The 22,890-nt window shown below is 50.2% G+C and carries 20 protein-coding genes; 11 read left to right on the top strand and 9 right to left on the bottom strand.

Translation table 11 applies throughout. The features are described from left to right. The first annotated feature begins 464 nt into the window (after positions 1 to 464). The 6 genes from rlmKL (at position 465) to rmf (ending at position 8,546) form a co-directional block, all read left to right on the top strand. Complete coding sequence (gene rlmKL, locus EB241_RS10170) at positions 465 to 2,576, top strand: bifunctional 23S rRNA (guanine(2069)-N(7))-methyltransferase RlmK/23S rRNA (guanine(2445)-N(2))-methyltransferase RlmL (RefSeq protein WP_124233068.1); 2,112 nt, start codon at positions 465 to 467, stop codon at positions 2,574 to 2,576. Positions 2,577 to 2,588: 12 nt separating this feature from the next. Further along, positions 2,589 to 4,499, top strand: a complete 1,911-nt coding sequence (locus EB241_RS10165; protein ID WP_124233067.1) for an ABC transporter ATP-binding protein — start codon at positions 2,589 to 2,591, stop codon at positions 4,497 to 4,499. Between the two features lie 28 nt (positions 4,500 to 4,527). Beyond that, positions 4,528 to 5,802 carry a membrane integrity-associated transporter subunit PqiA gene (gene pqiA / locus EB241_RS10160; RefSeq protein WP_124233066.1) on the top strand — a complete coding sequence of 425 codons (1,275 nt, stop codon included), beginning with the start codon at positions 4,528 to 4,530 and terminating at the stop codon, positions 5,800 to 5,802. Beyond that, positions 5,789 to 7,432, top strand: a complete 1,644-nt coding sequence (gene pqiB / locus EB241_RS10155) for an intermembrane transport protein PqiB (RefSeq protein ID WP_124233065.1) — start codon at positions 5,789 to 5,791, stop codon at positions 7,430 to 7,432. The genes pqiA and pqiB overlap by 14 nt, the downstream gene beginning before the upstream one ends. Beyond that, positions 7,429 to 7,998, top strand: a complete 570-nt coding sequence (gene pqiC / locus EB241_RS10150) for a membrane integrity-associated transporter subunit PqiC (RefSeq protein ID WP_124233064.1) — start codon at positions 7,429 to 7,431, stop codon at positions 7,996 to 7,998. The genes pqiB and pqiC overlap by 4 nt, the downstream gene beginning before the upstream one ends. A 380-nt stretch (positions 7,999 to 8,378) precedes the next feature. Beyond that, on the top strand, positions 8,379 to 8,546 hold the full coding sequence (gene rmf, locus EB241_RS10145) for a ribosome modulation factor (protein WP_124233233.1): 168 nt from the start codon (positions 8,379 to 8,381) through the stop codon (positions 8,544 to 8,546). A gap of 102 nt (positions 8,547 to 8,648) precedes the next feature. Here the strand turns inward: rmf and fabA are convergent, their stop codons facing one another. Then, positions 8,649 to 9,167: a bifunctional 3-hydroxydecanoyl-ACP dehydratase/trans-2-decenoyl-ACP isomerase gene (gene fabA, locus EB241_RS10140; RefSeq protein WP_124233063.1), complete on the bottom strand. Its 519-nt coding sequence runs from the start codon at positions 9,165 to 9,167 to the stop codon at positions 8,649 to 8,651. A gap of 67 nt (positions 9,168 to 9,234) precedes the next feature. After that, positions 9,235 to 11,064, bottom strand: coding sequence for an AAA family ATPase (locus EB241_RS10135; RefSeq protein WP_124233062.1), 1,830 nt, complete (start codon positions 11,062 to 11,064; stop codon positions 9,235 to 9,237). Positions 11,065 to 11,160: 96 nt separating this feature from the next. Here EB241_RS10135 and matP point away from each other — a divergent pair, with 96 nt between their 5' ends. Continuing rightward, positions 11,161 to 11,625: a macrodomain Ter protein MatP gene (gene matP, locus EB241_RS10130; protein ID WP_124233061.1), complete on the top strand. Its 465-nt coding sequence runs from the start codon at positions 11,161 to 11,163 to the stop codon at positions 11,623 to 11,625. A 224-nt stretch (positions 11,626 to 11,849) separates the two neighbouring features. Here the strand turns inward: matP and ompA are convergent, their stop codons facing one another. Continuing rightward, positions 11,850 to 12,917 (bottom strand): porin OmpA, encoded by a 1,068-nt coding sequence (ompA, locus tag EB241_RS10125; RefSeq protein WP_124233060.1) that lies wholly within the window; start codon positions 12,915 to 12,917, stop codon positions 11,850 to 11,852. A 349-nt stretch (positions 12,918 to 13,266) separates the two neighbouring features. Continuing rightward, a complete protein-coding gene (gene sulA / locus EB241_RS10120) occupies positions 13,267 to 13,776 on the bottom strand; it encodes an SOS-induced cell division inhibitor SulA (RefSeq protein ID WP_124233232.1) in 510 nt (169 codons plus the stop codon). Positions 13,777 to 13,976: 200 nt separating this feature from the next. On the opposite strand from sulA, the gene EB241_RS10115 reads away from it, so the two are divergent. Beyond that, positions 13,977 to 14,615: a TfoX/Sxy family DNA transformation protein gene (locus tag EB241_RS10115; RefSeq protein ID WP_124233059.1), complete on the top strand. Its 639-nt coding sequence runs from the start codon at positions 13,977 to 13,979 to the stop codon at positions 14,613 to 14,615. Here EB241_RS10115 and yccS read toward each other — a convergent pair. After that, entirely contained in the window at positions 14,602 to 16,743 is a 2,142-nt protein-coding gene (yccS, locus tag EB241_RS10110) for a YccS family putative transporter (RefSeq protein WP_124233058.1), read from the bottom strand. The two genes, EB241_RS10115 and yccS, sit on opposite strands and share 14 nt — an antisense overlap. Positions 16,744 to 16,750: 7 nt before the next feature. Beyond that, positions 16,751 to 17,197, bottom strand: a complete 447-nt coding sequence (locus tag EB241_RS10105; RefSeq protein ID WP_124233057.1) for a YccF domain-containing protein — start codon at positions 17,195 to 17,197, stop codon at positions 16,751 to 16,753. A 131-nt stretch (positions 17,198 to 17,328) separates the two neighbouring features. Here EB241_RS10105 and helD point away from each other — a divergent pair, with 131 nt between their 5' ends. After that, positions 17,329 to 19,383 (top strand): DNA helicase IV, encoded by a 2,055-nt coding sequence (gene helD, locus EB241_RS10100; protein WP_124233056.1) that lies wholly within the window; start codon positions 17,329 to 17,331, stop codon positions 19,381 to 19,383. Between the two features lie 298 nt (positions 19,384 to 19,681). On the opposite strand, the gene EB241_RS10095 is transcribed toward helD, so the two are convergent. Further along, entirely contained in the window at positions 19,682 to 20,320 is a 639-nt protein-coding gene (locus EB241_RS10095) for a YccT family protein (protein WP_124233055.1), read from the bottom strand. A 188-nt stretch (positions 20,321 to 20,508) separates the two neighbouring features. Here EB241_RS10095 and EB241_RS10090 point away from each other — a divergent pair, with 188 nt between their 5' ends. Continuing rightward, the gene (locus EB241_RS10090; RefSeq protein WP_124233054.1) at positions 20,509 to 20,952 is read left to right on the top strand and encodes a CoA-binding protein; all 444 of its coding nucleotides are present in this window, start codon (positions 20,509 to 20,511) and stop codon (positions 20,950 to 20,952) included. Here the strand turns inward: EB241_RS10090 and hspQ are convergent. Beyond that, positions 20,949 to 21,266: a heat shock protein HspQ gene (hspQ, locus tag EB241_RS10085; RefSeq protein WP_124233053.1), complete on the bottom strand. Its 318-nt coding sequence runs from the start codon at positions 21,264 to 21,266 to the stop codon at positions 20,949 to 20,951. The genes EB241_RS10090 and hspQ overlap by 4 nt on opposite strands. 59 nt (positions 21,267 to 21,325) lie before the next feature. Continuing rightward, positions 21,326 to 22,516 carry a 23S rRNA (cytosine(1962)-C(5))-methyltransferase RlmI gene (gene rlmI, locus EB241_RS10080; RefSeq protein ID WP_124233052.1) on the bottom strand — a complete coding sequence of 397 codons (1,191 nt, stop codon included), beginning with the start codon at positions 22,514 to 22,516 and terminating at the stop codon, positions 21,326 to 21,328. 87 nt (positions 22,517 to 22,603) lie between these two features. Here rlmI and yccX point away from each other — a divergent pair, with 87 nt between their 5' ends. Further along, entirely contained in the window at positions 22,604 to 22,882 is a 279-nt protein-coding gene (yccX, locus tag EB241_RS10075) for an acylphosphatase (protein ID WP_124233051.1), read from the top strand. Positions 22,883 to 22,890: the final 8 nt, after the last annotated feature.

Below are 22,890 nucleotides of genomic sequence, written 5' to 3'. Positions count from 1 at the left end.
GCCCCACAGGTCGCTCGCCTGAATGCCGCCACGGCTGAGGATGGTGCCATCCTCAGCCGTGGTGTTCTTTCACTACACACATCTTTTCCTGACCTGACCATTGCCGCACATGTGTGCCCGGCATAAGTAAGCATTCGGTTATATTATATTTCTGAAGGCAGCGGCAGAATTTGCTGGTGCTTTTTCCTTCGGACCTTTTTCTTCTGCCCCTATTTCACTGGCTGCTATGCCTGAAGCTACCGCACCGTAAGCGACGTCATCGCATGAGATAAGCGGGGTAGCCATCGTTTTAACCGAATGGATAAGCAGGTGATCCTGGTGGATCGACAGATCGCTGGCGCAGATAACCGATTCGTGCCACAGCAAAACGACCATCGGAACCAATGAAAAGAAGCTAACTTTATGACATGCGCCTGTGATTAGCTATAATGCGCGACAATTTTCTGAATACGATAAGTGACGTTATGAATTCTCTGTTTGCCAGTACGGCGCGTGGGCTTGAAGAGCTGTTGAAAAGTGAGCTGGAAGCGCTGGGTGCCAGCGACTGCCAGGTGGTTCAGGGCGGCGTACATTACGAGGGTGACGATCGTCTGATGTATCAGAGCCTGCTGTGGAGCCGTCTCGCGTCGCGCATTCTGCTGCCGCTCACCGAATGCGGTGTTTACAGCGATCTGGATCTTTATCTTGGCGTACAGGCTGTTGACTGGCCAGCGATGTTTGGCAGCGATAAAACCTTCGCGGTTCACTTCAGTGGCCTGAATGAGGTTATTCGTAACAGCCAGTATGGCGCACTCAAGGTAAAAGATGCCATCGTCGACAGCTTCACCCGCAAAAATTTACCGCGCCCCGATGTCGATCGCGAGCAGCCTGATATCCGTATTAACGTCTGGCTACATAATGACAAAGCCAGCATTGCCCTCGACCTGAGCGGCGATGGTCTGCATCAGCGCGGTTATCGTCAGCAGACAGGACAGGCGCCGCTGAAAGAGAATCTGGCGGCGGCTGTCGTACTTCGTTCTGGCTGGAAACCGGGTACTGCCATGATCGATCCGATGTGTGGTTCCGGTACGCTACTGATTGAAGCCGCGATGATCGCCAGCGATCGTGCACCGGGTCTGCACCGTAATCACTGGGGTTTCAACGGCTGGAGCCGGTTCAACCCGGCACTGTGGCGTGAGCTTAAAAGCGAAGCACAGGCGCGTGCCAGCCGTGGACTGCGTGCAACCGACTCGCGTTTTTATGGCTTTGATAATGATCAAAAAGTCATTGAGCGCGCCCGCGTTAACGCCCGCAAAGCGGGCCTCGCCGATCTGATCGGATTTACCGCTCAGGACGTGTCGAAACTGAATAATCCGCTGCCGGAAGGTGCGACCGGAACGGTGCTGAGTAATCCACCTTACGGTGAACGGTTGGAAAGTGAACCAGCCCTGATCGCGCTGTACAGCCAGATCGGACGCATTATGAAACACCATTTCGCCGGCTGGAATCTGTCGCTGTTCAGCGCTTCTCCCGAACTACTTAGCTGTCTGCAACTGCGTGCCGATCGTCAGTTTAAGGCGAAAAATGGCCCGTTGGACTGCGTACAGAAAAACTATCAGCTGGTGGCCAGCACTACGCCGGGCGGCAACGGTCAGATTGCAGAAGATTATGCTAATCGTCTGCGCAAGAATCTGAGAAAGCTGGAAAAATGGGCCGTTCAACAAGGCGTGGAGTGCTATCGACTCTATGATGCTGACCTGCCGGAATATAATGTTGCGGTGGATCGCTACGGCGACTGGGTGGTGATTCAGGAGTATGCTCCACCAAAAACCATTGATGCAGCCAAAGCCCGCCAGCGCTTGTTTGATGTGATCGCCGCGACCCTCAGCGTGCTTGAGTTACCGGCCAACCGCCTGGTACTGAAAACCCGTGAGCGCCAGAAAGGCAAAAACCAGTATCAAAAGATCGGTGAAAAAGGCGATTTTTTCGAGGTCAGCGAATTCAACGCAAAACTGTGGGTCAATCTGACCGATTATCTTGATACCGGCCTGTTCCTTGATCATCGTATTGCCCGAAAAATGCTGGGCGAGATGAGCCGTGGCAAAGATTTCCTCAATCTGTTTGCTTACACCGGCAGTGCCAGCGTCCATGCCGGGCTTGGCGGGGCGAACAGTACCACAACGGTTGATATGTCACGCACCTATCTCGAATGGGCGGAGCGAAACCTGCGCCTGAACGGGCTGACTGGCCGTCAGCACCGACTGATTCAGGCGGACTGCCTGCGCTGGTTGAGTGAGTCTGATGAGCAGTACGATCTGATCTTTATCGATCCGCCTACGTTCTCCAACTCGAAAAGAATGGAAGAGAGCTTCGACGTACAGCGTGATCATCTGCTGCTGTTGAAAAATTTGAAAAGACTGCTGCGTAAAGGCGGCACTATTATGTTTTCCAATAATAAACGCGGTTTCAAAATGGACCATGACGGCCTGAACGGGCTGCATCTTTCCGCACGGGAAATTACTGCCAGCACGCAGTCGCAGGATTTTGCCCGTAACCGTCAAATCCATAATTGCTGGCTGATTACTCACGCCGGGTAAGGAATAAGTTTTATGTCATTGATCAGTATTCATGGGGCCTGGCTGTCGTTCAGTGACGCGCCATTGTTAGATAACACCGAGCTGCATATTGAAGAAAATGAGCGCGTCTGTCTGGTGGGGCGTAATGGTGCGGGCAAATCCACACTGATGAAAATCATCAACCGTGAACAGCCTCTGGACGATGGCCGCATCATTTATGAGCAGGATCTGGTGGTCTCGCGCCTGCAACAGGATCCTCCGCGTAACGTCGCGGGTTCGGTGTATGACTTTGTTGCCGAAGGTGTCGAAGAGCAGGCCGGACACCTGAAAGCCTACCATGCTATTTCACACCAGGTAATGGACGATCCCTGCGATAAAAACCTTAACGAAATGGCGCGGTTACAGAGTATTCTCGACCATCACAACCTGTGGCAACTGGAGACGCGTATCCAGGATGTGCTCAAGCAAATCGGCCTTGATGGTGATACATTGCTGTCGTCGCTTTCCGGCGGCTGGTTGCGCAAAGCCGCGTTGGGCAGGGCGCTGGTGAGTAATCCACGCGTGCTGATGCTTGATGAGCCTACCAACCACCTGGATATTGAAACCATCGACTGGTTGGAAAGTTTCCTGAAGACGTTTCAGGGCAGCATTATTTTTATCTCTCACGATCGTTCATTTATTCGCAATATGGCGACGCGAATTGTCGATCTCGATCGCGGCAAGCTGGTTTCCTGGCCGGGTAACTACGATCAGTACCTGTTGGGAAAGGAAGAAGCGCTGCGTGTGGAAGAGATGCAGAACGCGGAGTTCGATCGCAAGCTGGCTCAGGAAGAGGTATGGATCCGTCAGGGCATTAAAGCCCGCCGCACCCGTAACGAAGGTCGGGTACGGGCCCTGAAAGCCCTGCGGCGTGAACGCTCAGAACGTCGTGAAGTAATGGGCAAAGCTAATATGCAGGTAGAGGAAGCCAGTCGTTCAGGCAAAATTGTTTTTGAACTGGAAAATGTCAGTTACGCGGTGGTTGGCAGACAGTTGGTGCGTGACTTTAGTGTTCAGGTGCAGCGCGGCGACAAGATTGCCCTGATTGGTGCTAACGGCTGTGGTAAAACCACGTTGTTAAAGCTGATGCTTGACCAGTTGAAGGCGGACAGTGGGCGCGTGCATACAGGCACAAAGCTGGAGGTGGCCTATTTTGACCAGCACCGTGCCGATCTGGACCCGGATCGCACGGTGATGGATAACCTCGCCGAAGGCAAGCAGGAAGTGATGGTCAACGGTAAACCCAGGCATGTGCTGGGCTATTTGCAGGATTTCCTGTTCCATCCCAAGCGCGCGATGACCCCGGTACGCGCGCTTTCCGGTGGTGAACGCAACCGCCTTTTGCTGGCCCGTTTGTTTCTCAAACCCAGCAACCTGTTAATTCTCGATGAACCCACCAACGACCTCGATGTGGAAACGCTGGAACTGTTGGAGGAGTTGATTGACGGCTATCAGGGTACGGTGATGCTGGTCAGTCACGATCGACAGTTTGTCGATAACACGGTGACAGAGTGCTGGATTTTCGAAGGAACTGGCGAAATTGGTGCTTTTGTCGGGGGCTATCATGATGCACAGCAGCAACGTGCCGCCTGGAAACAGAGCCGCTCTGTAACAAAAACCAGCGGTTTGTCAGCGGTGCAGGAGATGCCAAAAAATGACACCGTCAGGCGTCAGGCTGGCAAAATGAGCTATAACCTGCAACGCGAGCTGGAACAGTTGCCGGAGAGAATGGAAGCGCTGGAAGTTCAGTTGACGTCACTTCAGGCTGAAGTGGCAGATGGGACATTCTTCAGCCAGCCTCATGAGGTTACCCAACCGGTTCTGGATGCGCTGTCGCAGGCAGAGCAGGAGCTGGAAGCGGCATTTGGACGTTGGGAATATCTGGAATCGCTGAAAAACGGTTAATACCAGGGTTATTAAGCAGGGGTCATTTATGTGCTCATCACAGCAGGCCGATCGCTGGGTGCTTTGCCCACAGTGTGACCTGATGGTACAGCTGCCAGAGCTTCAGCTCGGCAGTAAGGCCAACTGTCCGCGTTGTGAAACCATGTTGCTTGCCAGCTGGCATGAACCACAGATGCGCCCCACCGCGTATGCGCTTGCGGCGTTGTTAATGCTGGTGCTGGCTAACCTGTTCCCGTTCGCCACTATGCGCGTGGCCGGGCTGAGCAGTGAAATCACGCTGATGCGCATCCCGCAGGTGATGGTGTCGGAGAATTACAGCAGTCTGGCGACACTGTTTATGCTCTTTGTGCAGGCGCTGCCTGTACTCTGTATGGTGGCTATCCTGTTACTGGTTAATCCGGTTGGGCTGCCATTATCCATAAAACGCGTTATGGCAAAGATGCTTTTCTGCATTAAAAACTGGGGAATGGCAGAAATTTTTCTCGCCGGCGTGCTGGTCAGTTTTGTCAAGCTGATGGCCTATGGCGACATTGGTATTGGTACCAGTTTTATTCCGTGGTGCTTTTTTTGCCTGTTACAGGTGCGTGCTTTTCAGTGCATCGATCGCCGTTCTCTGTGGGCGCGTATCGCTCCGGTGCCGGCATTGCCGGTATCGCCTGTCCCGGCAGTGAGTGGGCTGCACCAGGGCCTGCGTTCATGCCGTTGTTGTACCGCGGTGTTAGTTGCCGGGCAGGTCACATGCCCACGTTGCACCACTAACGGGTATATCCGTCACAGGCACAGCCTGCAATGCACTCTGGCACTGCTGGTGACTTCTTTCCTGTTGTATATCCCGGCTAATTTAATGCCGGTTATGGTTACGGAGACGCTGGGTAACAAAATAACCTCAACCATTATGGCTGGAGTGATCCTGCTGTGGAGTGAAGGCTCCTGGCCGATTGCGCTGGTGATCTTTATCGCCAGTATTATGGTGCCATCACTGAAAATGTTGGCAATTGGCTGGTTGTGCTGGGATGCCAGCGGCAAAGGAAAAATGCATCAGGACAGCGATAAGATGCATAAAATTTATGACGTGGTTGAGTTCGTTGGACGCTGGTCGATGATCGATGTTTTTGTCATTGCTATCCTGTCTGCGCTGGTGCGTATGGGACAGCTGATGAGTATTTATCCCGCGATAGGGGCTTTGTTGTTTGCCATGGTGGTCATTCTGACTATGTTTGCTGCCATGACATTCGATCCGCGCCTGAGCTGGGATCGTGTCAGTGAAAAAAGCCCTGAGGAGCCGAGCATTGAAGGAAAATAATCACGGTGTGGCGACGGTTGATCAAATCAAACGCTGGTCACCAGTCTGGATAATACCTGTTGTCACTGTACTGATTGGGGCATGGATCCTGTTCTATCACTTCAGCCATCAGGGACCTGAAGTCACTCTGATCACCACTAATGCTGAGGGGATTGAGGGCGGTAAAACCACCATCAAAAGTCGTAGTGTGGACGTTGGGATTGTGCAAAGTGCAGTGCTGACCGATGACTTGCACCATGTGGAAATCAAGGCCCGCCTGAATGGCGGAATGGAAAAATTGCTAAAGAGCGACACCGCCTTCTGGGTGGTCAAGCCTGCTATTGGCCGTGAAGGCGTGACCGGCCTGGGGACTTTACTCTCCGGGGCTTACATTGAGCTGCAACCCGGTAATAAAGGCGATAAACCAGACAAATATAAGCTACTGGATACTCCCCCTCTTGCGCCACTGGATGCGAAGGGCATCCATATTATTCTCGACAGTTCCAGAGCCGGACAGTTGAATGCTGGCGATCCGGTATTGTTTCGTGGCTATCGTGTTGGGTCGGTGGAAACCAGTCATTTCGATCCCGATAAACGCATGATGACTTATCAGTTGTTTATCAGTGCGCCCTATGATCGGCTGGTGACGACCAACGTGCGTTTCTGGAAAGACAGCGGGATTGCCGTAGATATGTCTGCCTCAGGCATGAGGGTGGAAATGGGATCGTTGACGACCTTATTCAGCGGTGGCGTCAGTTTTGACGTACCGGAAGGGTGGGACCTCGGCCATGCGGCTGATAATCAGGCAGAATATAAGCTGTTCGACGATCAACGCAGTATTCAGGATTCATTGTACACCGTGCATAAAGACTTCCTGATGTTCTTCAGTGATTCAGTCCGTGGCCTGCAACCTGGGGCACCGGTAGAGTTTCGGGGCATCCGCCTTGGCACCGTTGCTGCGGTTCCTTATCGTTCGAAAGAGGTGGCGCAGGACTTGAATAATGAATACCGCATTCCGGTGCTTGTCCGCATTGAACCCGATCGTTTTGCCAGTATGCTGGGCAAAGATTTCGATATGCAACAGCATCTGAAAGATGGAATTAAAACCGGACTACGTGCTTCGCTAAAATCGGCCAACCTGATCACTGGCTCGTTGTATGTCGATCTGGACTTTTATGACAACGTTAAACCTTATCATGGTCCGGCATTGTTTGCCGGTTATGAGCTGATCCCAACCACCAGTGGTGGCCTGGCGCAGATCCAGCAGAAACTCGTGGCTACGCTTGATAAGATTAACAGTTTGCCACTGGATCCGATGGTTACTGAGGCAACTGGCGCGCTGAAACAGAGTAAAGCGACGCTGCGGGAGTTGCAGAAAACGCTGGATAATATCAATCAGATCACCAGCAATCCCTCGATGAAACAGCTACCGGAAGATATGCAAAAAACGCTGCGTGAGCTGAACAGTAGTATGAAGGCATTCCAGCCTGGATCTCCTGCCTACAGCAACATGGTTGGCGATATGCAGCGGCTTGATCAGGTGTTGCGTGAACTGCAACCGGTATTGAGAACGCTGAACAGTAAAAGTAATGCGCTGGTGTTTGAAGCGAAACCCGGACAAGATCCACAACCTAAGAAGGCCAAAAAATGATCAAATGGATCCCTGTTGCGCTGGCTCTTATCCTCACAGCCTGTAGCAGTACGCCAGAAACCACCTGGTATCAGCTACCGTCAGCGCAAAAAGGCACTGTCGCCACCAGCAATAATGGACTGCGGCCAGCGGTGTTTGTCCAGCATGTTGCCGTGCCGGATTATCTGGCTGGCAATGGTCTGGTTTATCAGAGCAGTGATGTCAAATATGTCATTGCCAGCAATAACCTTTGGGCCAGCCCGCTCGATCAACAACTGCAACAAACGCTGATCGCCAATCTGAGCAGCCAGCTGCCCGGTTGGCTGGTATCAGGCTCGCCATTGGGTCAACAGCACGATACGCTGAATGTTAATATTAGTGGTTTTCATGGCCGTTATGATGGTCATGCGGTCATCAGCGGTGACTGGGTTCTGGAACACCAGGGGCAGATCCTTAAGCGCTCCTTTGCACTGACGATCCCACAAAAGGAAGATGGTTATGATGCGCTGGTGAGGGCGCTGGCTCAGGGTTGGCAGCAGGAGGCGCAGCAGATGGCCGATGGTATCCGTAACGTCGCCAGCCAGTGAGTCAACAACAAGCGGTTTGGGGGGCCTGCTTCCCTAAAAAACTTGCTGCCTTTTCAGGGCATATTTAGCACTCACGCCGGGTTTGCCAGATGTGTGCTGACAGGAAATAAACGTAGCGAGAAAATCATTTGCTCATCACTGGATCACCTTTTTGCCCCGTCAGGGGCTTTTTTGTTTTTTACCGTCACTTATTGATTGAATACTCAATCTTTAGGCAAAAGGGTGACAATTTTCGCAGAAAAATGTGACATTGGCGTGAAATTTGCGCATTGATTTTTACGCCGGATGGCGTTAAAAATTAATGCGTGTCTGCAATTATTGCATTCACTGATTTCTTTCCACCAGATTCCACCTGACCTGAAGAGGGGATTACAGGCATGATGAAGAGACAGAAACGAGATCGACTCGAACGGGCACACTCCAGAGGCTACCATGCCGGAATTACCGGACGTTCCAAAGAGATGTGTCCCTATCAAATGATAGACGCGAGGTCTCACTGGTTGGGAGGCTGGCGACAAGCCATGGAGGACAGGACGGTTACTACGTAATCCGATTGTTCATATCAATGACCTGATTTGTAGCATTTAACTACAAATCAGGTTGTATAAGGAAGAACCTCCGCATTGCGGAGGTTTCCGTCTGAAGGGGATTCAGAAAGCTGCGGTATCTTTAAACAGGCCGACTTTCAGGTCGCTGGCGGTGTAAATCACTTTACCATCAACCAGCACTTCGCCGTCTGCCACACCCATCACCAGCTTGCGGTTAATCACACGCTTGAAATGAATGCGATATGAAACTTTTTTCGCGTCTGGCAGAATCTGGCCGCTGAACTTCACTTCGCCCACGCCCAGCGCACGGCCTTTACCTACCGCGCCCAACCAGCCCAGATAGAAACCGACCAGTTGCCACATGGCATCAAGACCAAGACAGCCTGGCATTACAGGATCGTTAATAAAATGGCAGCTGAAAAACCACAGGTCTGGATTGATATCCAGTTCTGCTTCCACAAAGCCTTTTCCGAAATTACCACCGTCTTCGGTCATTTTTATTACACGGTCCATCATTAGCATGTTTCCGGCTGGCAGTGGTGGGCCTTCAGCGCCGAAAAGTTTACCCTGACCAGATGCAATCAGGTCTTCTTTTGTATAGGAGTCGCGTTTATCTACCATGTTTTCAATAAGCCTTATTTAATGAAGCACGGATTCTAACTTACAGGTGTAAGCTGAACAAGTCAGGTTAATTCTGGTTGAACCAGTTAAGCCAGCGCAGTGGCCAGGCATGTTGATGCCGATCCTGCTGAGTAATTTGCGCAATACGCTCCTGAATAGAACGGAGCAGGCAAGGCGCGTTTTCTTTATCCCACTCGACACCGGTAAGTAAAGGCAACGCTTCATCAATACTACTGACTGCCCAGATATGGAATTTTTCTTCGCGAACTGCGTTAACCACGTCCTTATTCAGGGAGAGATGGCGCACGTTGGCGAGTGGAATGATCACACCCTGCTTTCCGCTAAGAGTGCGCTGGTTACAGATATGGAAAAAGCCTTCAATTTTCTCATTAAGGCCGCCTACAGCCTGTACCCGACCAAACTGGTCGACCGAACCCGTCACAGCAATTTGCTGGCTGACAGGCTGAGATGCCAGAGCACTGATTAAAGCGCAAAGCCCGGCCAGTGAGGCACTGTCGCCATCCAGTTCGGAATAAGATTGCTCAAAGACCAGCGAAGCGGAAAAAGGAAGCTGCTGTTCAAGCTCCAGTTCGGCAATTAACCAGGCCTGCATAATCATCATGCCTTTCGCATGAATATTGCCGCCCAGTTCGGCTTTACGCTCAACATCGGTAAATTCACCATCACCAACATGTACTACGCAGCTGAGACGGGAGGGTTCACCGAAGGCGCGGGGATGTCCGGGGAATTCAATAACTGAAAGCGCATTGATTTGCCCAATCATTTCACCTTCTGTCTCGATAAGAACCTGGTCCAGTAATATTTCGTCACGTACTCGATCAGCAAGGAAACCTTCCCGCCACTCGCGGGTTTCCAGGGCATTTTGCATATGCTCGCCATTCAGGCTGTCATCAGGGCTGTACATCAGCGCTTCCTGTAGCTGGTGACTTAGCCATACAGGACAAAGTGGCAAGATATCCTGATCGCCTGTATATCTGGCTCCTTCGCAGATCAGCACTGGCCATGTGTCATCGGCAATAGCAGATATTCCTTCCTTTATTGCCACTAACCGTACCCATTTCACCCACAGGCTGAAATCCTCTCCGTCACCGATCTGGAGGCTTTCTTCAAATTCTGAGTAGAGTGCCTGCATTGAAAGGTCAGGCTCCATTTCCTGGAAATCGGCGAGAGCATCACGTTCACCTGCCAATACCAGACGAAATTGCATGGGCATGGGGGGGATAGCGACAGGTAATGGTCGGGTTTCATCAGGAGAATACCAGTCATACTGTTGTGTTAGCAGAATTTTCCTAAGCCTTAGCCATAGTAACGGTTGCGCCAGCAGAGTACGCAAAGAGAGCATCAGGGTTCCGCCATTTGCCTGATGAAGCAACCCCGGTTGTAAGGTCAGTGTTTGTTCATACCGACGTACACAGCCAAAAAGCTGCTCAGCTTCAATCCAGTCAGCATAGTGAATGCCTCCCTCGCTGGCGAAATTGTCCTGTACGGATGCAACGGGACGCCAGGTTACCGACATACCGTCAATCTGATAGTGTCCACCGAACAGTTCTGCCTCATCTTCTGCTGAAATTTCCTCCATGATTTCTTTTATCCGGGAAAAATATTCAGCATTTTCAGCCGATCTGATCAGCATGAGTGGAAGTTTCGCCGTCGTTTGCAGTAGCAGATTCAGACCGTTGAACAGACGTGGTTGCACTGAAGCAAAGCAACTGGAGTTGTCGTCAGGTACCTGCGAGAAAAGGGGCTGAATATCATCAGTATCGGGCTGTAAGGCGCGCCATTCCAGTCGGTTGTTGGTCAAAGTTATCGTATTTTTTCTGAATTGAGTAAAAACGGATATTATACTGGATTTTGCTCTGTTAAGCATCGCAGACATGCACTCCCTGTCGTTTCATGCGCAGGATGGTTTTCAATGCGGCAGCGTCAGAAAAGCTGTTATTCTGGGTAGGTCAGTTAATAACATGAGATTCCGATGAAATATCAGCAGCTGGAAAATCTTGAAAGTGGGTGGAAATGGAAATATCTGGTTAAAAAACACCGGGAGGGTGAAATGATTACGCGCTACCTGGAGTTTAGCGCTGCTCAGGTGGCAGTGGATGAATTACTGGCCATGGAGAATCGTCCCGTCGAGGTGCTGCGATGGATTGCACGTCATATAAATCCAGCCCTGCAAAATCGCATGAAACAAACCATTCGTGCCAGACGTAAGCGCCACTTTAATGCTGAACATCAGCACACACGAAAAAAGTCTATCGATCTGGAGTATCTGGTGTGGCAGCGACTGGCGGCTCTGGCACAGCGCCGGGACAGCACATTGTCTGAAACCATTGTTCAGCTGATAGAAGATGCTGAACACAAAGAAAAGTACGCCAGTCAGATGAATTCTTTGAAACAGGATTTGAAAGCGATATTAGGGAAGCCAGACCAGGAAAGATAGCTGGCTGAGAAGGCCGACTCAATACGATATCTGACTGGATGAGGAATAACCTATGGCAGTCAGAGGAAATGAAACGGTATTACATTTACTGATAAGACAAATAATCTACAGGCACAAAGGTTTATTCACTGGATAAGCGATAAACATTCTCTGCGCCTGTATTTTTAACGGCCCGCTGTAAGAATAAAATTCCTTAACATGCGGGCTATTATGTATCAACGTAATTAGCCCTGAGGCTGTGTTACTACGTCTTTGATACCTTTAACCTGAATTTCTACACGACGATCTGGAGCCAGGCAATCGATCAGGGCTTTACGGCCTTTCACGCTGTCACAGGTGTTTCCAGTAACTGGGTTAGATTTGCCCATGCCACGTGCAGAGATTTTGTTAGAAGGGATACCTTTAGAAACGAGATAGTCAACAACAGACTGAGCACGTTTCTCAGACAGCTTCTGGTTGTATTGCTCTGAACCGATGCGATCGGAATAGCCCAGAACGATTACAGAACCATCTTTAGGATCCAGAGAGCTCAGCTGGGTATACAGCTGATCCAGAGCCTGCTGGCCTTCTGGCTTCAACGTAGCTTTATTGAAGTTGAACAGAACGTCGGAACGCAGGGTGAAACGCTTGGTTTCAACAACTGGAGCCGGAGCCGGAGCCGGAGCTGGTGCCGGAGCAACAACATCATCCTGACCGAAACGGTAGGATACACCAAGGCTCAGCATGCCATTGTCTGGACGGGTACCAACGGTGTTTGCATCACCGATGTTGTTAACCCACTGGTAATCCAGACGGGTCGCCCAGTTTTTGGTCAGCGCGTACTCAACACCAACGGCTGCCAGCGGAGAAACGCCGGTGTCGTGGTCAGAAATGCGGATGCCGTTGTTGTTCTGAGTAGAATCAGCGCGCCATACCATACCGCCTAAACGAGTATACACGTCCAGGTCATCCATGATTGGGTAGCTCAGTTTAGCAGCCAGCTGAATGCCCTGTGCTTTGAAAGCGCCATTGACATTGTTGCCTTTGTAAGGCATACGGCCTAACCAGTCATAGCCCAGTTCGAAGCCGAGGTACTGGTTAGCCTGATAGCCACCAAATGCACCTGCGCCGAGTTGGCTTTCATGCGTTGGGCCGTCGTTGTTGGTATAACTGTTACCATAGTAGCCAGTGTCGTGATACTGAGACCAGCCCAGTTTTGCACCAGTATACCAAGTGTTATCTTTAGGGGCGGCCTGCGCTACTGTAGCGAAGCCAGCCAGTGCCACTGCAATTGCGATAGCTGTCTTTTTCATTTTTGCGCCTCGTTATCATCCAAATAGGCAATGAGCTTTAATTAGCTCTTTGATTAATCCTTCGCCGGGTATTAAGACGCTCGATTATGTCTCATCCAAGAAAGGAAGATTATAGAGCACCCTGGCGACGTAAAGTCTACAACGTACAAGCAAAGTTACAAGTATGATGTGACACACGTCTGTAAAAAAACAGAGCTACTGACACATTTCTACACATTTATCGGCAGGTTCTGTATGAAATCGATCCGGCAAAAACACAGCTAACTCATTGTCACATCGAGTCATAATATAATCATGAAGTTATCCTCAGCGGACCTGAAAACCGTTATGAGAATGTTCTTATTTTTACTTAATGATACAATCCAGACTGAATTTTTAATCCATTAAGAGGTCTGGATTGAGCAAAATTCTCTGTATCTGGTCGCATAATTAGTCCAAGTGCCTGCCCATGTGAGGCTGCTTTCTGGAGTCTGCGACGGTCGCGTACGGAAACATCACTGGGTAACCAGCCTAAAACCACACTGTAGTTACCTGTCTGTAACGCTGTAATCATCGCCTCCACGGTGTTAATCGTCCCTGAAGATTGAACCTGCATTACTTTATCAAGAGGTAAGCCAGACTGTATCAGCCAGGTGCGGCTGAGTCTTTGCCGTGGGGTAAGCCAGAGTTGCCAACGTGACTCTGCTCCCCGTTGTTGCAGCAGAGGCACCAGCAGTAGCTGGGTCATATCTAACTGGTTCTCACTATATATAAGTTCGCTTATCAAACCTGTTGCGTTGGTCGAAGGCTGAGCTGAACAGGAGGGTGCCGCGCGAAAGCTGTTGTTAATGAGCTGAGATTGAATGAAATGTGTCTGCATAATGACATTGTTCTCATGGATGCTGTATGGATGTACAGTATATTTGTCATAAGCAAAGATCAATCTTATTTTTTCAAAACGTCTCGCAAAATCGCAATGTAAGAGACCGCAACAGCAATTAGTAATTGAACCTGTAACCGCTATTGCATACTTTCCTTTTCAGGAAATATGTGTAAATGAAACAGTTAAGGAAAAATATTATGGAAGACACTAAAAACAGGATCGCCACTACAAAAGACAAACTTGCTCAGTTAGGGGATATAACCTGCCGAAGTCAGTTTGGTGGTTACAGCCTCTCAGTGGATTGTGTTGTTTTTGCATTAGTTGCTAATGGAGAGCTCTACCTGAGGGCCTGTGACAAGGCCAGACCATACATTATAAAAAGGAAGATGAAATCCTTAACGATTAACAAGCACGGAATACCCGTCTCGCTTGAATACTATCAGGTGGATGAGCCTTTGTGGGACGAACCACAGCAATTATTAGCGTTGTCAAAGCTTTGCCTGCAAGGGGCGATACAACAGCGTGCATGGAACCGACACAACCGTCGACTCAAAGATCTTCCTAACCTGACGATGCGCCTTGAAGTGCTGCTACGTCACGTTGGCATAAGTACTGTAAAAATGCTCAAAGAGCAGGGATCGCGGCGGTGTTGGTTGAAATTGCATGCGCTTAATCAGAATTTAGGGATTAATGTATTGTTTGCTCTGGAAGGGGCGATTCTGGGGCAGCATCATGAGGCATTACCACCGGCGCTTAAAGCAGAACTTCGGCACTGGTACAGCGAGACTTTACGCCTGAAGCGTTTTGCTGAGAAACCAACATCTACCCGCTCATAATCTGCTTCTTTGACTGTGCAATTTCGGGGAGTAACGCAATCAATAAGCCAACCTGTTGCAGTACAAGAGGTTCTTTTGTTTCCGGGGTGACGTGCATCGCTTCAATTCGCAGCGACAGGTTGTTCAGAAGTCGCTGCGCTTTCGCTTCATCCTCCACACCTGACAGCAAAATGTCACCGACATAGCAGACAGTGTCATCCATGAGTTGCAGCATTGGCTGACTGGTGATTTTCTCCCGGTGCGCTCCCAGAGCCGAGATATAACTTAAAAAAGAGTGATTAAGGCACAGCAGATGGAAAGCATTTTCCCGAAGTGTCGCGCTGGTATTTTTTTCAGCAGAGATATTCGACACGACAGAGGCCAGTTCGGCATCGCTATTGTGGGCATCCCGGCGCGCGATACGGTAATCCAGTCGGTTATCTTTGCCCTGATGATACTGCACGAGAATCGCATCCAGATAGCGACAATTAGTCTCCATTGTACGCTCTGTTACCGATGAAAGTCTGCGAAAACGCCAGTCTGGCCAGATAAAAGCCACGGCCAGCCAGGCAATACCGCAACCGATTAATGTGTCAATAATGCGTGGCAGGGCAATGTCAAAGCCTTCACCCAGCAGACTAAAACAACACAGTACCAACAGAGTGATAAACAGGGTGGCATTAGCATAACGTGACTGACGAAAAGCAAAAAACAGTACTCCACTGAGTACGATCAGAACTAACTGGCCTTCAACCGAAGGGACCAGTAACAACAGTGGAAGGCCGACGATAATACCTCCTACCGTTCCAACAATTCGTAAAGCGAGTCGGCGTTTAGTGGCATTATAATTCGGCTGGCAGACAAACAGGCTGGTTAACAGGATCCAGTAGCCATGCTCCATTCCTGTCAGTTTAATAAAAGAATATCCGCTGCAAAGTAGCAAAGAGAGACGTACTGCATGGCGAAACAGAGCCGAATGTGGTGTGAGATGACGGCTAATGCGTAACCGGATATCTGTCCATCCGTTCAGATCCTCATTCGACAGGCTCTGATCGTGGCTGGCAGGGTCCTGCTCGGGATCCTGCTCTGACTCGATGGTTGCCAGCTGCGCATCGATAGCTTTCAGATTATGCAGCAGATAAGTCATTGCCTGCATATCACGGCTGGACGGTCTGGATGCTCTCAGGCGCTCCAGGGCAGCGTTGAGATGCACAAATGCGCGGTCAAAGCAGTCATCATGCTGGTATATTTCACGCATTAAAATACAGTGGGCCAGTTGCTGGCAGGCTTTGCCCTGCAGGGATAGCAGACGCTGAAAACGGAACAGAATGTCGCTGTAACGATACTCCTGGCGTAAAAAGTGATACTGAACATGAGACGAGCTGGCGCGCTCGTGAATATCCTGAGCAACAAAATAGTAGTGCAGCGTGCGACGCGTTCCTCGCTGTCCCCGGTCACCGCGCAATCGTGACTGGATGGATATTTTGGTTTCATTCAGCGTGGCAACCAGTTGACTGTTGGCCATTGCCACATCAATCAGCGAGCGGTCATTCTTTTCTTCGATTGCATCGGGATCAAAGAGACTTGCTTTTGCTTCCAGATAAACTGCCAGACCTTCAAAGCTTCGGGCAATATTTTCCTGCAATGGTCGAATAGGAAAAATCAGGTGGCCTGTCAGTGTTAACAGGTTGTACCAGATGGCACCGATTAGTAGCAGTGAAGGTTGCAGATACCATTGGGGAAAAAGCCCGACTCCCAGCAAGGTATAGATAGCGATAAGCAGAGCACCAAAAGCGATGGTGGCATACCGTTGCCCCAGTGCGCCCAGCAGAATGAAACCCCAGGTTGAAAGCGCTAAACCGATGACAAACAGCCACGGATAGGGCGAAAGCAATTCAACCGAGACTGATGCCACGCAGAAACAGACTAGCGTTATCAGTAGATTACGCAGTCTGCCGGTCAGGCGGTCATCCAAATCGGTAAGTGCCGCTGCCACCACACCCAGCGTTAATGGAATAGTCCAGGTGATTTGGTCCAGCCACCAGGGCAGTCCTGTGGTTCCTGCAAGCGCAATCAGAATACGCAGGTTGTACAGCAGTGTGCTGTTACAGATATAGCGTCTCAGATAGAGTGTCAGCGTTAAGGGCATTGCAGACTCAATTAAACCGACGGCGTGCGTTGGCTTCGCGCGCGGCCCTGGCGACTTCAATGCTGACAACACGACGGCCGACCGGCCATAGCGCAATGACCGCTATCTTGAAGTTAGCGATGCCAGTTGGAATGCCAATCAGGGTAATGCACTGAGTTATTCCGGTCATGATATGCATCAGACAAAGCCACCAGCCGAAAAAAATAAACCACAAAATATTCAGTAATGTCCCACCAGAGTTCATTAACAGGTTTCTCTTCTCGGGGGTGAGTTCGTCGACATGCACTGCCTCGTTGCCATAGGGTAGCAGGGATAACCTGGTAATTTCCCAGCAGGAACGGGTTAACGGCAGAGTGAAGATGAAAATAATGCTGATAAGTGTTGCAATCAGCCAGGAAGCGGTGGTGAGAAAGCCGCCCAGAACGAAGTTCAAAATATTTAAGACAGCACGCATTGGTTTTGTTCCTTCAGACCCGATGTACAGGATAGTTCAATACCTTGATTATATCGTTTTTTAAGGCTGGAGCGGTAAAGTCTCGCCAGTTAAACTACTGCCAACAAGATAACCACTCTCCCGGGAAGATCATGGAACTCAAAGCTACGTCGCTTGGTAAGCATCTTGCACAACATCCCTATAACCGTGTGAGGTTGTTATCTGCTGGCGTGGAGGTCAGTGGTGAAAAACATGAGTATCTTATTCCTTTTAATCAGCTTCTTGCTATCAGGTGCAAACGTGGTCTTGTTTGGGGAGAGCTGGAGTTTACCCTCCCTGATGAAAAAGTCGTTCGGCTTCATGGTACGGAATGGCAGGAAACGCAACGTTTTTTTCATTATCTGAACCAATCATGGCAGAGCTGGAGCGACGAGATGAGTATCGTATCTGCTCAGGTTCTGAATGAACAGATAGCAAAATTCCGACAATTAGAGCAGCTGGATAAGTGGCTGAAGCGCAGTGAAATGGCTGGCTGGCGTCAGGCTATTCAGCTCGCGTTATCTTCGCTGCCGTTGCCCCCTGCACGGATGGAAGAGTTTGCTAACTGTCGTGAAGCTTATCTCTTTCTTCAGCAGTGGCTGGAAAACCTTGATGAGCGCCGGCAGAAATGCAATGCGCAGTGGTCGGCGAAAATGCTGCAGGATTATGCTGACTTCTTCAATACTGTCGAAACATCGCCACTTAATCCCTCGCAGGCAAAAGCGGTGGTTAATGGTGAAGACACTTTACTGGTACTTGCAGGAGCTGGTAGCGGCAAAACCTCTGTGCTGGTGGCGCGTGCGGGTTGGTTGTTGATGCGTCAACAGGCAATGCCGGAACAAATCCTGTTACTGGCCTTTGGCCGTCAGGCCGCTGAAGAGATGAACGATCGTATTGTAACCCGGCTTAAAACTGATGGAATTCAGGCGAGGACTTTTCATTCGCTTGCTTTGCACATTATTCAGCAGGCTGGCACAAAATCACCTGTCATCAGCGAGTTGGAATCGGACAGTACGCGCCGACATCAACTGCTGATAAATGTATGGCGTCAGCAGTGCAGTGAGAAAAAATCGCATGCGAATGGTTGGCGGCAATGGCTAAAAGATGAACTGGCATGGGAGCTGAACGAAAATGATTACTGGCAGGATGATCAGCTGGCGAAGCGGTTGGCCAGCCGTCTTGAACGCTGGCTGGGCCTGATGCGTATGCATGGTGGCTCACAGGCGGCTATGATTGAGTCGGCACCGGAGGCGATACGGGATTTATTTGCCAAACGGGTGAAGCTGATGGCTCCATTAATGAAAGCCTGGAAAAATGCCCTGAAAGAGGAGGGGGCCGTCGACTTCTCAGGATTAATTCATCAGGCCATTAATATCCTGGAAAAGGGGCGCTTTATCACACCCTGGAAACACATTCTTGTGGACGAATTTCAGGATATATCACCACAGCGTGCTGCGTTACTGGCCGCTTTAAGAAAGCAGAATAAGCAAACATCTTTGTTCGCAGTAGGTGACGACTGGCAGGCTATATATCGTTTTAGCGGCGCAGAAATGGCCCTGACCACGGCGTTCCATCACCACTTTGGTGAAGGGGATTGCGATGTGCTGGATACAACTTACCGTTTCAACGATCGCATCGGTGAAATTGCCAATAGCTTTATTCAACGAAATCCACATCAGCTTAAGAAACCGTTGAACAGCTTAAGTAAAGGCAATAAAAAATCGGTCTCTCTGTTGCCGGAGGATCAGATGGAAGCGTTACTCGACAAAATCAGCGGTTATGCGACGCCCGATGAGCGGGTCCTGCTGCTCTGCCGTTATCATCACCTGCGTCCGCTGTTACTGGAAAAAGCCCGAACGCGCTGGCCTAAGCTGAAGATTGACTGTACAACCATCCATGCCAGTAAAGGACAGCAGGCCGACTATGTAATGTTATTGGGATTAAAAGCAGGAGATGATGGTTTTCCAGCGGCCGTTCGTGAATCGGTGATGGAGCAGGTTCTTTTGCCTGAGCCGGAAGATTTTGTGGATGCCGAGGAGCGGCGGCTGGCATATGTTGCCATTACCCGCGCCAGAAAACAGGTGTGGATGCTTTACGATCCCGCCGAACCTTCTGTTTTTGTGGATGAGTTTAAACGAATGGGGGTTCCGGCGTTGCGTAAGCCGTGAACAAGCTGTCAGACCACGGTTATCCGAAGTGTTTCCGCAAAAATCGCCGGATAGTCGGGAACAGCAATTTGCAGTTATCGTAAAAAAGCGGCGACTGGATTACAAAATCAGCGGTCAGGTGATGAGTCGCCACGGTAAAGCGTCACGCCGGAGTGTCTTCATATCAGGATCGCACGAACCCGTTCCCCAGGTTTGCTTTTCCTGAATTCGACCGGAGGTGTCGCGTTGTCACGGCATCGCGGTTATCCGCTGGATACGACCGCGTGATGAAAAAAATTAACGGGCATAAGTACAAATATCAACTGTCATGCAACGCTCTCAGCAACATTGCCAGTCGCTGGCGGGTGGCTGAGTCTACCTGATCATACCAGAGCTGTAATACCCGATCGCGTGGCGTCCTTCCCTCATTCAGATGACCGGCAAAATACAATGAATTGCTGGGCGTGGGCGGCTGAGCAAAGCGAGGGACGGAAGCAATCTTTCCTTCCATATTGTAAGCAACCATGGCCTGCTCAAAGTTTTCATCACTGACCGTAACAAGACGGTCCTGCTGGCTTTCCATCAGTTTGCTGTGTTCATCGTAAAGATGAAATTCAGGACGTTGATTAAACGTCATTCCCTGTTGCAGTGTGGTTAACACTGGCAGGGTAATGGTAATGGACTGAACCTGAGCATTGAACGTTACTATCAGGGGGCTTGAAACCCAGCGACTGGCGCTGTGCGCACCAGCTTTCAGATTTTTTTCGATGCGAAAAAGTAGCTGATGCTGGCCTCGTTCAAGTTCCAGCCCGTCAGCACCTTTTAACAACGAGCCGGATATTTTGCGCCCGTCCAGCACTAACAGGTCAATTTCAGGCGCCAGCTTCAGCGTGGTGGCCGAAGCGGTTACCGTGACCAGAAAAGTGAAAAGTCCAGCTATAACCAGACGCAACTTCATTCTTTCTCCAGATAAACAAAAAGCAGAACGACTGAATGTATCAAAGTCTTTCAGTATGGCAGGATATTAACATTTTTACATATTTATTTGTGCTAAATTTGTAGAATAAGTCTTTGGCGGCAATGCTGTTTCCTGTATCGCCATTTAGCATTTGAATATTAAGAAGCAGACTGATACGAGGGGTGTCCATGCAGGATAATATCATCGCCGATATTCTGACCACGACCCGCCACATTGCGTTGGTCGGTGCCAGCGAAAAAATCACTCGTCCCAGTTATGCCGTTATGGCCTACTTGCTGGCGCAGGGATATAAAGTAACACCGGTTAGTCCGAAGCTGGCTGGTCAGACATTACTGGGCCAGCAGGTTTACGCATGCCTGCGTGATATACCCAACCCTGTCGATATGGTGGATGTTTTTCGCAATGCGGAGGCTGCCTTTGATGTGGCTCAGGAGGCGATTGCGATTGGCGCGAAATCACTGTGGTTGCAACTTGGGGTGATTAACCATCAGGCGGCAGAGCTGGCAAGTCAGGGCGGATTAAACGTGGTGATGGATCGCTGCCCGAAACTTGAGATCCCTCGTCTCGGGCTGCAAAAAAAAGTGAATGAATTAGGTGAGCGTCTGGCCTAGTTTCTCAACCGTGGGGCCTGAAGCTGCTGACGGATGGAGGCGGCAAGCTCGTCCATAGAAGAGTGTTCCGGGTGTTCGCCCGGTTGCTCCCATGAAAGCTGTGCTTCGGCCAGATAGGTATGCACCGTGTCACCATTTTCATTTTCCATCACCACATGATACCAGGGTGCAGCACGCAGCGATTCACTGCCCGTTGCGCTGTCAGTGTCCTGTTGATCCAGTGAATACACCGGATCAACATCCACCACCACGCCAAGAAAACCAAGCAAAGTATGTCGCACTTGCTGACCGAGTCCAAACTTACTGGCAATCATTGTCATCTCCTGAAAACTTGTCCTTTCACAAGATGGGGATGCGGAGGTGTATTTTCAAGTCACACGACGCGACAGGCAAATCCTTTAAGGTACAATCCTTCCGGGTAGGATGCGATTACCGGGTGATCTGCTGCCTGGCGAAACTGCTCGATAAATTGCACATCCCTGCCTGCATCCAGCGCGGCATCCGCAATGATTTTCTGGAACAGGTCCGTAGGCATCAGCCCGGAGCATGAGAAAGTGAGCAACATGCCGCCGGGATTCAGTAACTGCATTGCCAGCATATTGATATCTTTATAGCCACGGCAGGCACCGGTGAGCTGATTTTTATTTTCAACAAATTTCGGGGGATCCATCACAATCAGATCAAATTTCTCTCCGCTGTCACGGTAGCGGCGCAGTAGTTTAAATACGTCGTCACGTAAAAATTCAGCTTTCGATAAATCCAGTCCGTTGAGTGCAATATTTTGTCGTGCCACATCCAGCGCCGACTGTGAAGTATCAACGCTGATTACCTGTGCACAGTTGCCCATCAGGGCCGAAACAGCAAAACCACCAGTGTAAGAGAAACAGTTCAGCACACGAGCACCCGCGGCGTAGCGGCGGGTAGCAAAACGGCTGTCACGTTGATCGAGATAATAACCCGTTTTATGCCCGGTACAGATATCCACTAACAGTTTCATGCCATGTTCGGTGACAGGCAACAGTGCAGGGGGTGTTTCTCCCACAACGACTCCCTGAACCAACTCCAGTCCCTCTTTCTTACGGACGGCCACATCGGAACGGTCATAAATCGAACACTCTGGGTAGCATTGTTGCAGGGCACTGATTAACGATACTCGTTGGTATTCAGCACCGGCTGAAAGCAGTTGTAAAACCAGAAAATTACCGAAGCGATCGATAGTAATTCCGGGCATACCGTCGGATTCACCGGCAATCAGGCGGTAGCTGTCCAGATTATCCCGCACAGCCAGCCAGTCACGAAGCTGCTGAGCGATGTTAAGCCGTTTCACGAAAAAAGTGATATCAACCGGCTCATCCTGCTGCCAGTTCCAGACGCGGGCACGAATTTGCGAGTCAGGAGACCATGCCGCATGGGCAAGCCATTTTCCATTGCTGTCACAGACGTGAATAGTTTCCCCTTGCTGCGCTTTACCTTCCATGCGGGCAATGGCACCGGAGAAAACCCAGGGATGGCGGCGAAGTAAAGACTTCTCACGCCCTTTGGCAAGAATTAAACGAACCGTCATATTTGCTATGCTTACTGTCAGAGAATCAGACGTTATTGTCTGGTGTCAGAGATTAAATTGCAATCTGTGGTGCAACGGGAGATTCGAATGGCAACAATTGGTATGCGGGCCTGGGCTTATGGCCTGGTGCAGGGAGTGGGGTTTCGTTATCACACACAGTCAGAGGCAAAAGCCCTCAAACTCAAAGGTTATGCGAGAAACCTTGCTGATGGCAGTGTTGAGGTACTTGCTGTTGGTGAAGAACGTGCGGTGGAAACGCTGATTAACTGGTTAAAAGCAGGAGGGCCACGCAGTGCTAAAGTCGAACGTGTGCTGGCGGAGCCTTACCAGCCAGTGGAACAGCCAGCAAATTTCACCATCGGATAAGCTGCTGG

Source organism: Erwinia psidii (assembly GCF_003846135.1).
GTDB lineage: Bacteria > Pseudomonadota > Gammaproteobacteria > Enterobacterales > Enterobacteriaceae > Erwinia > Erwinia psidii.
Note: the sequence above shows the minus strand (reverse complement) of the source record. Positions and strands in the feature narration are given on the sequence as shown.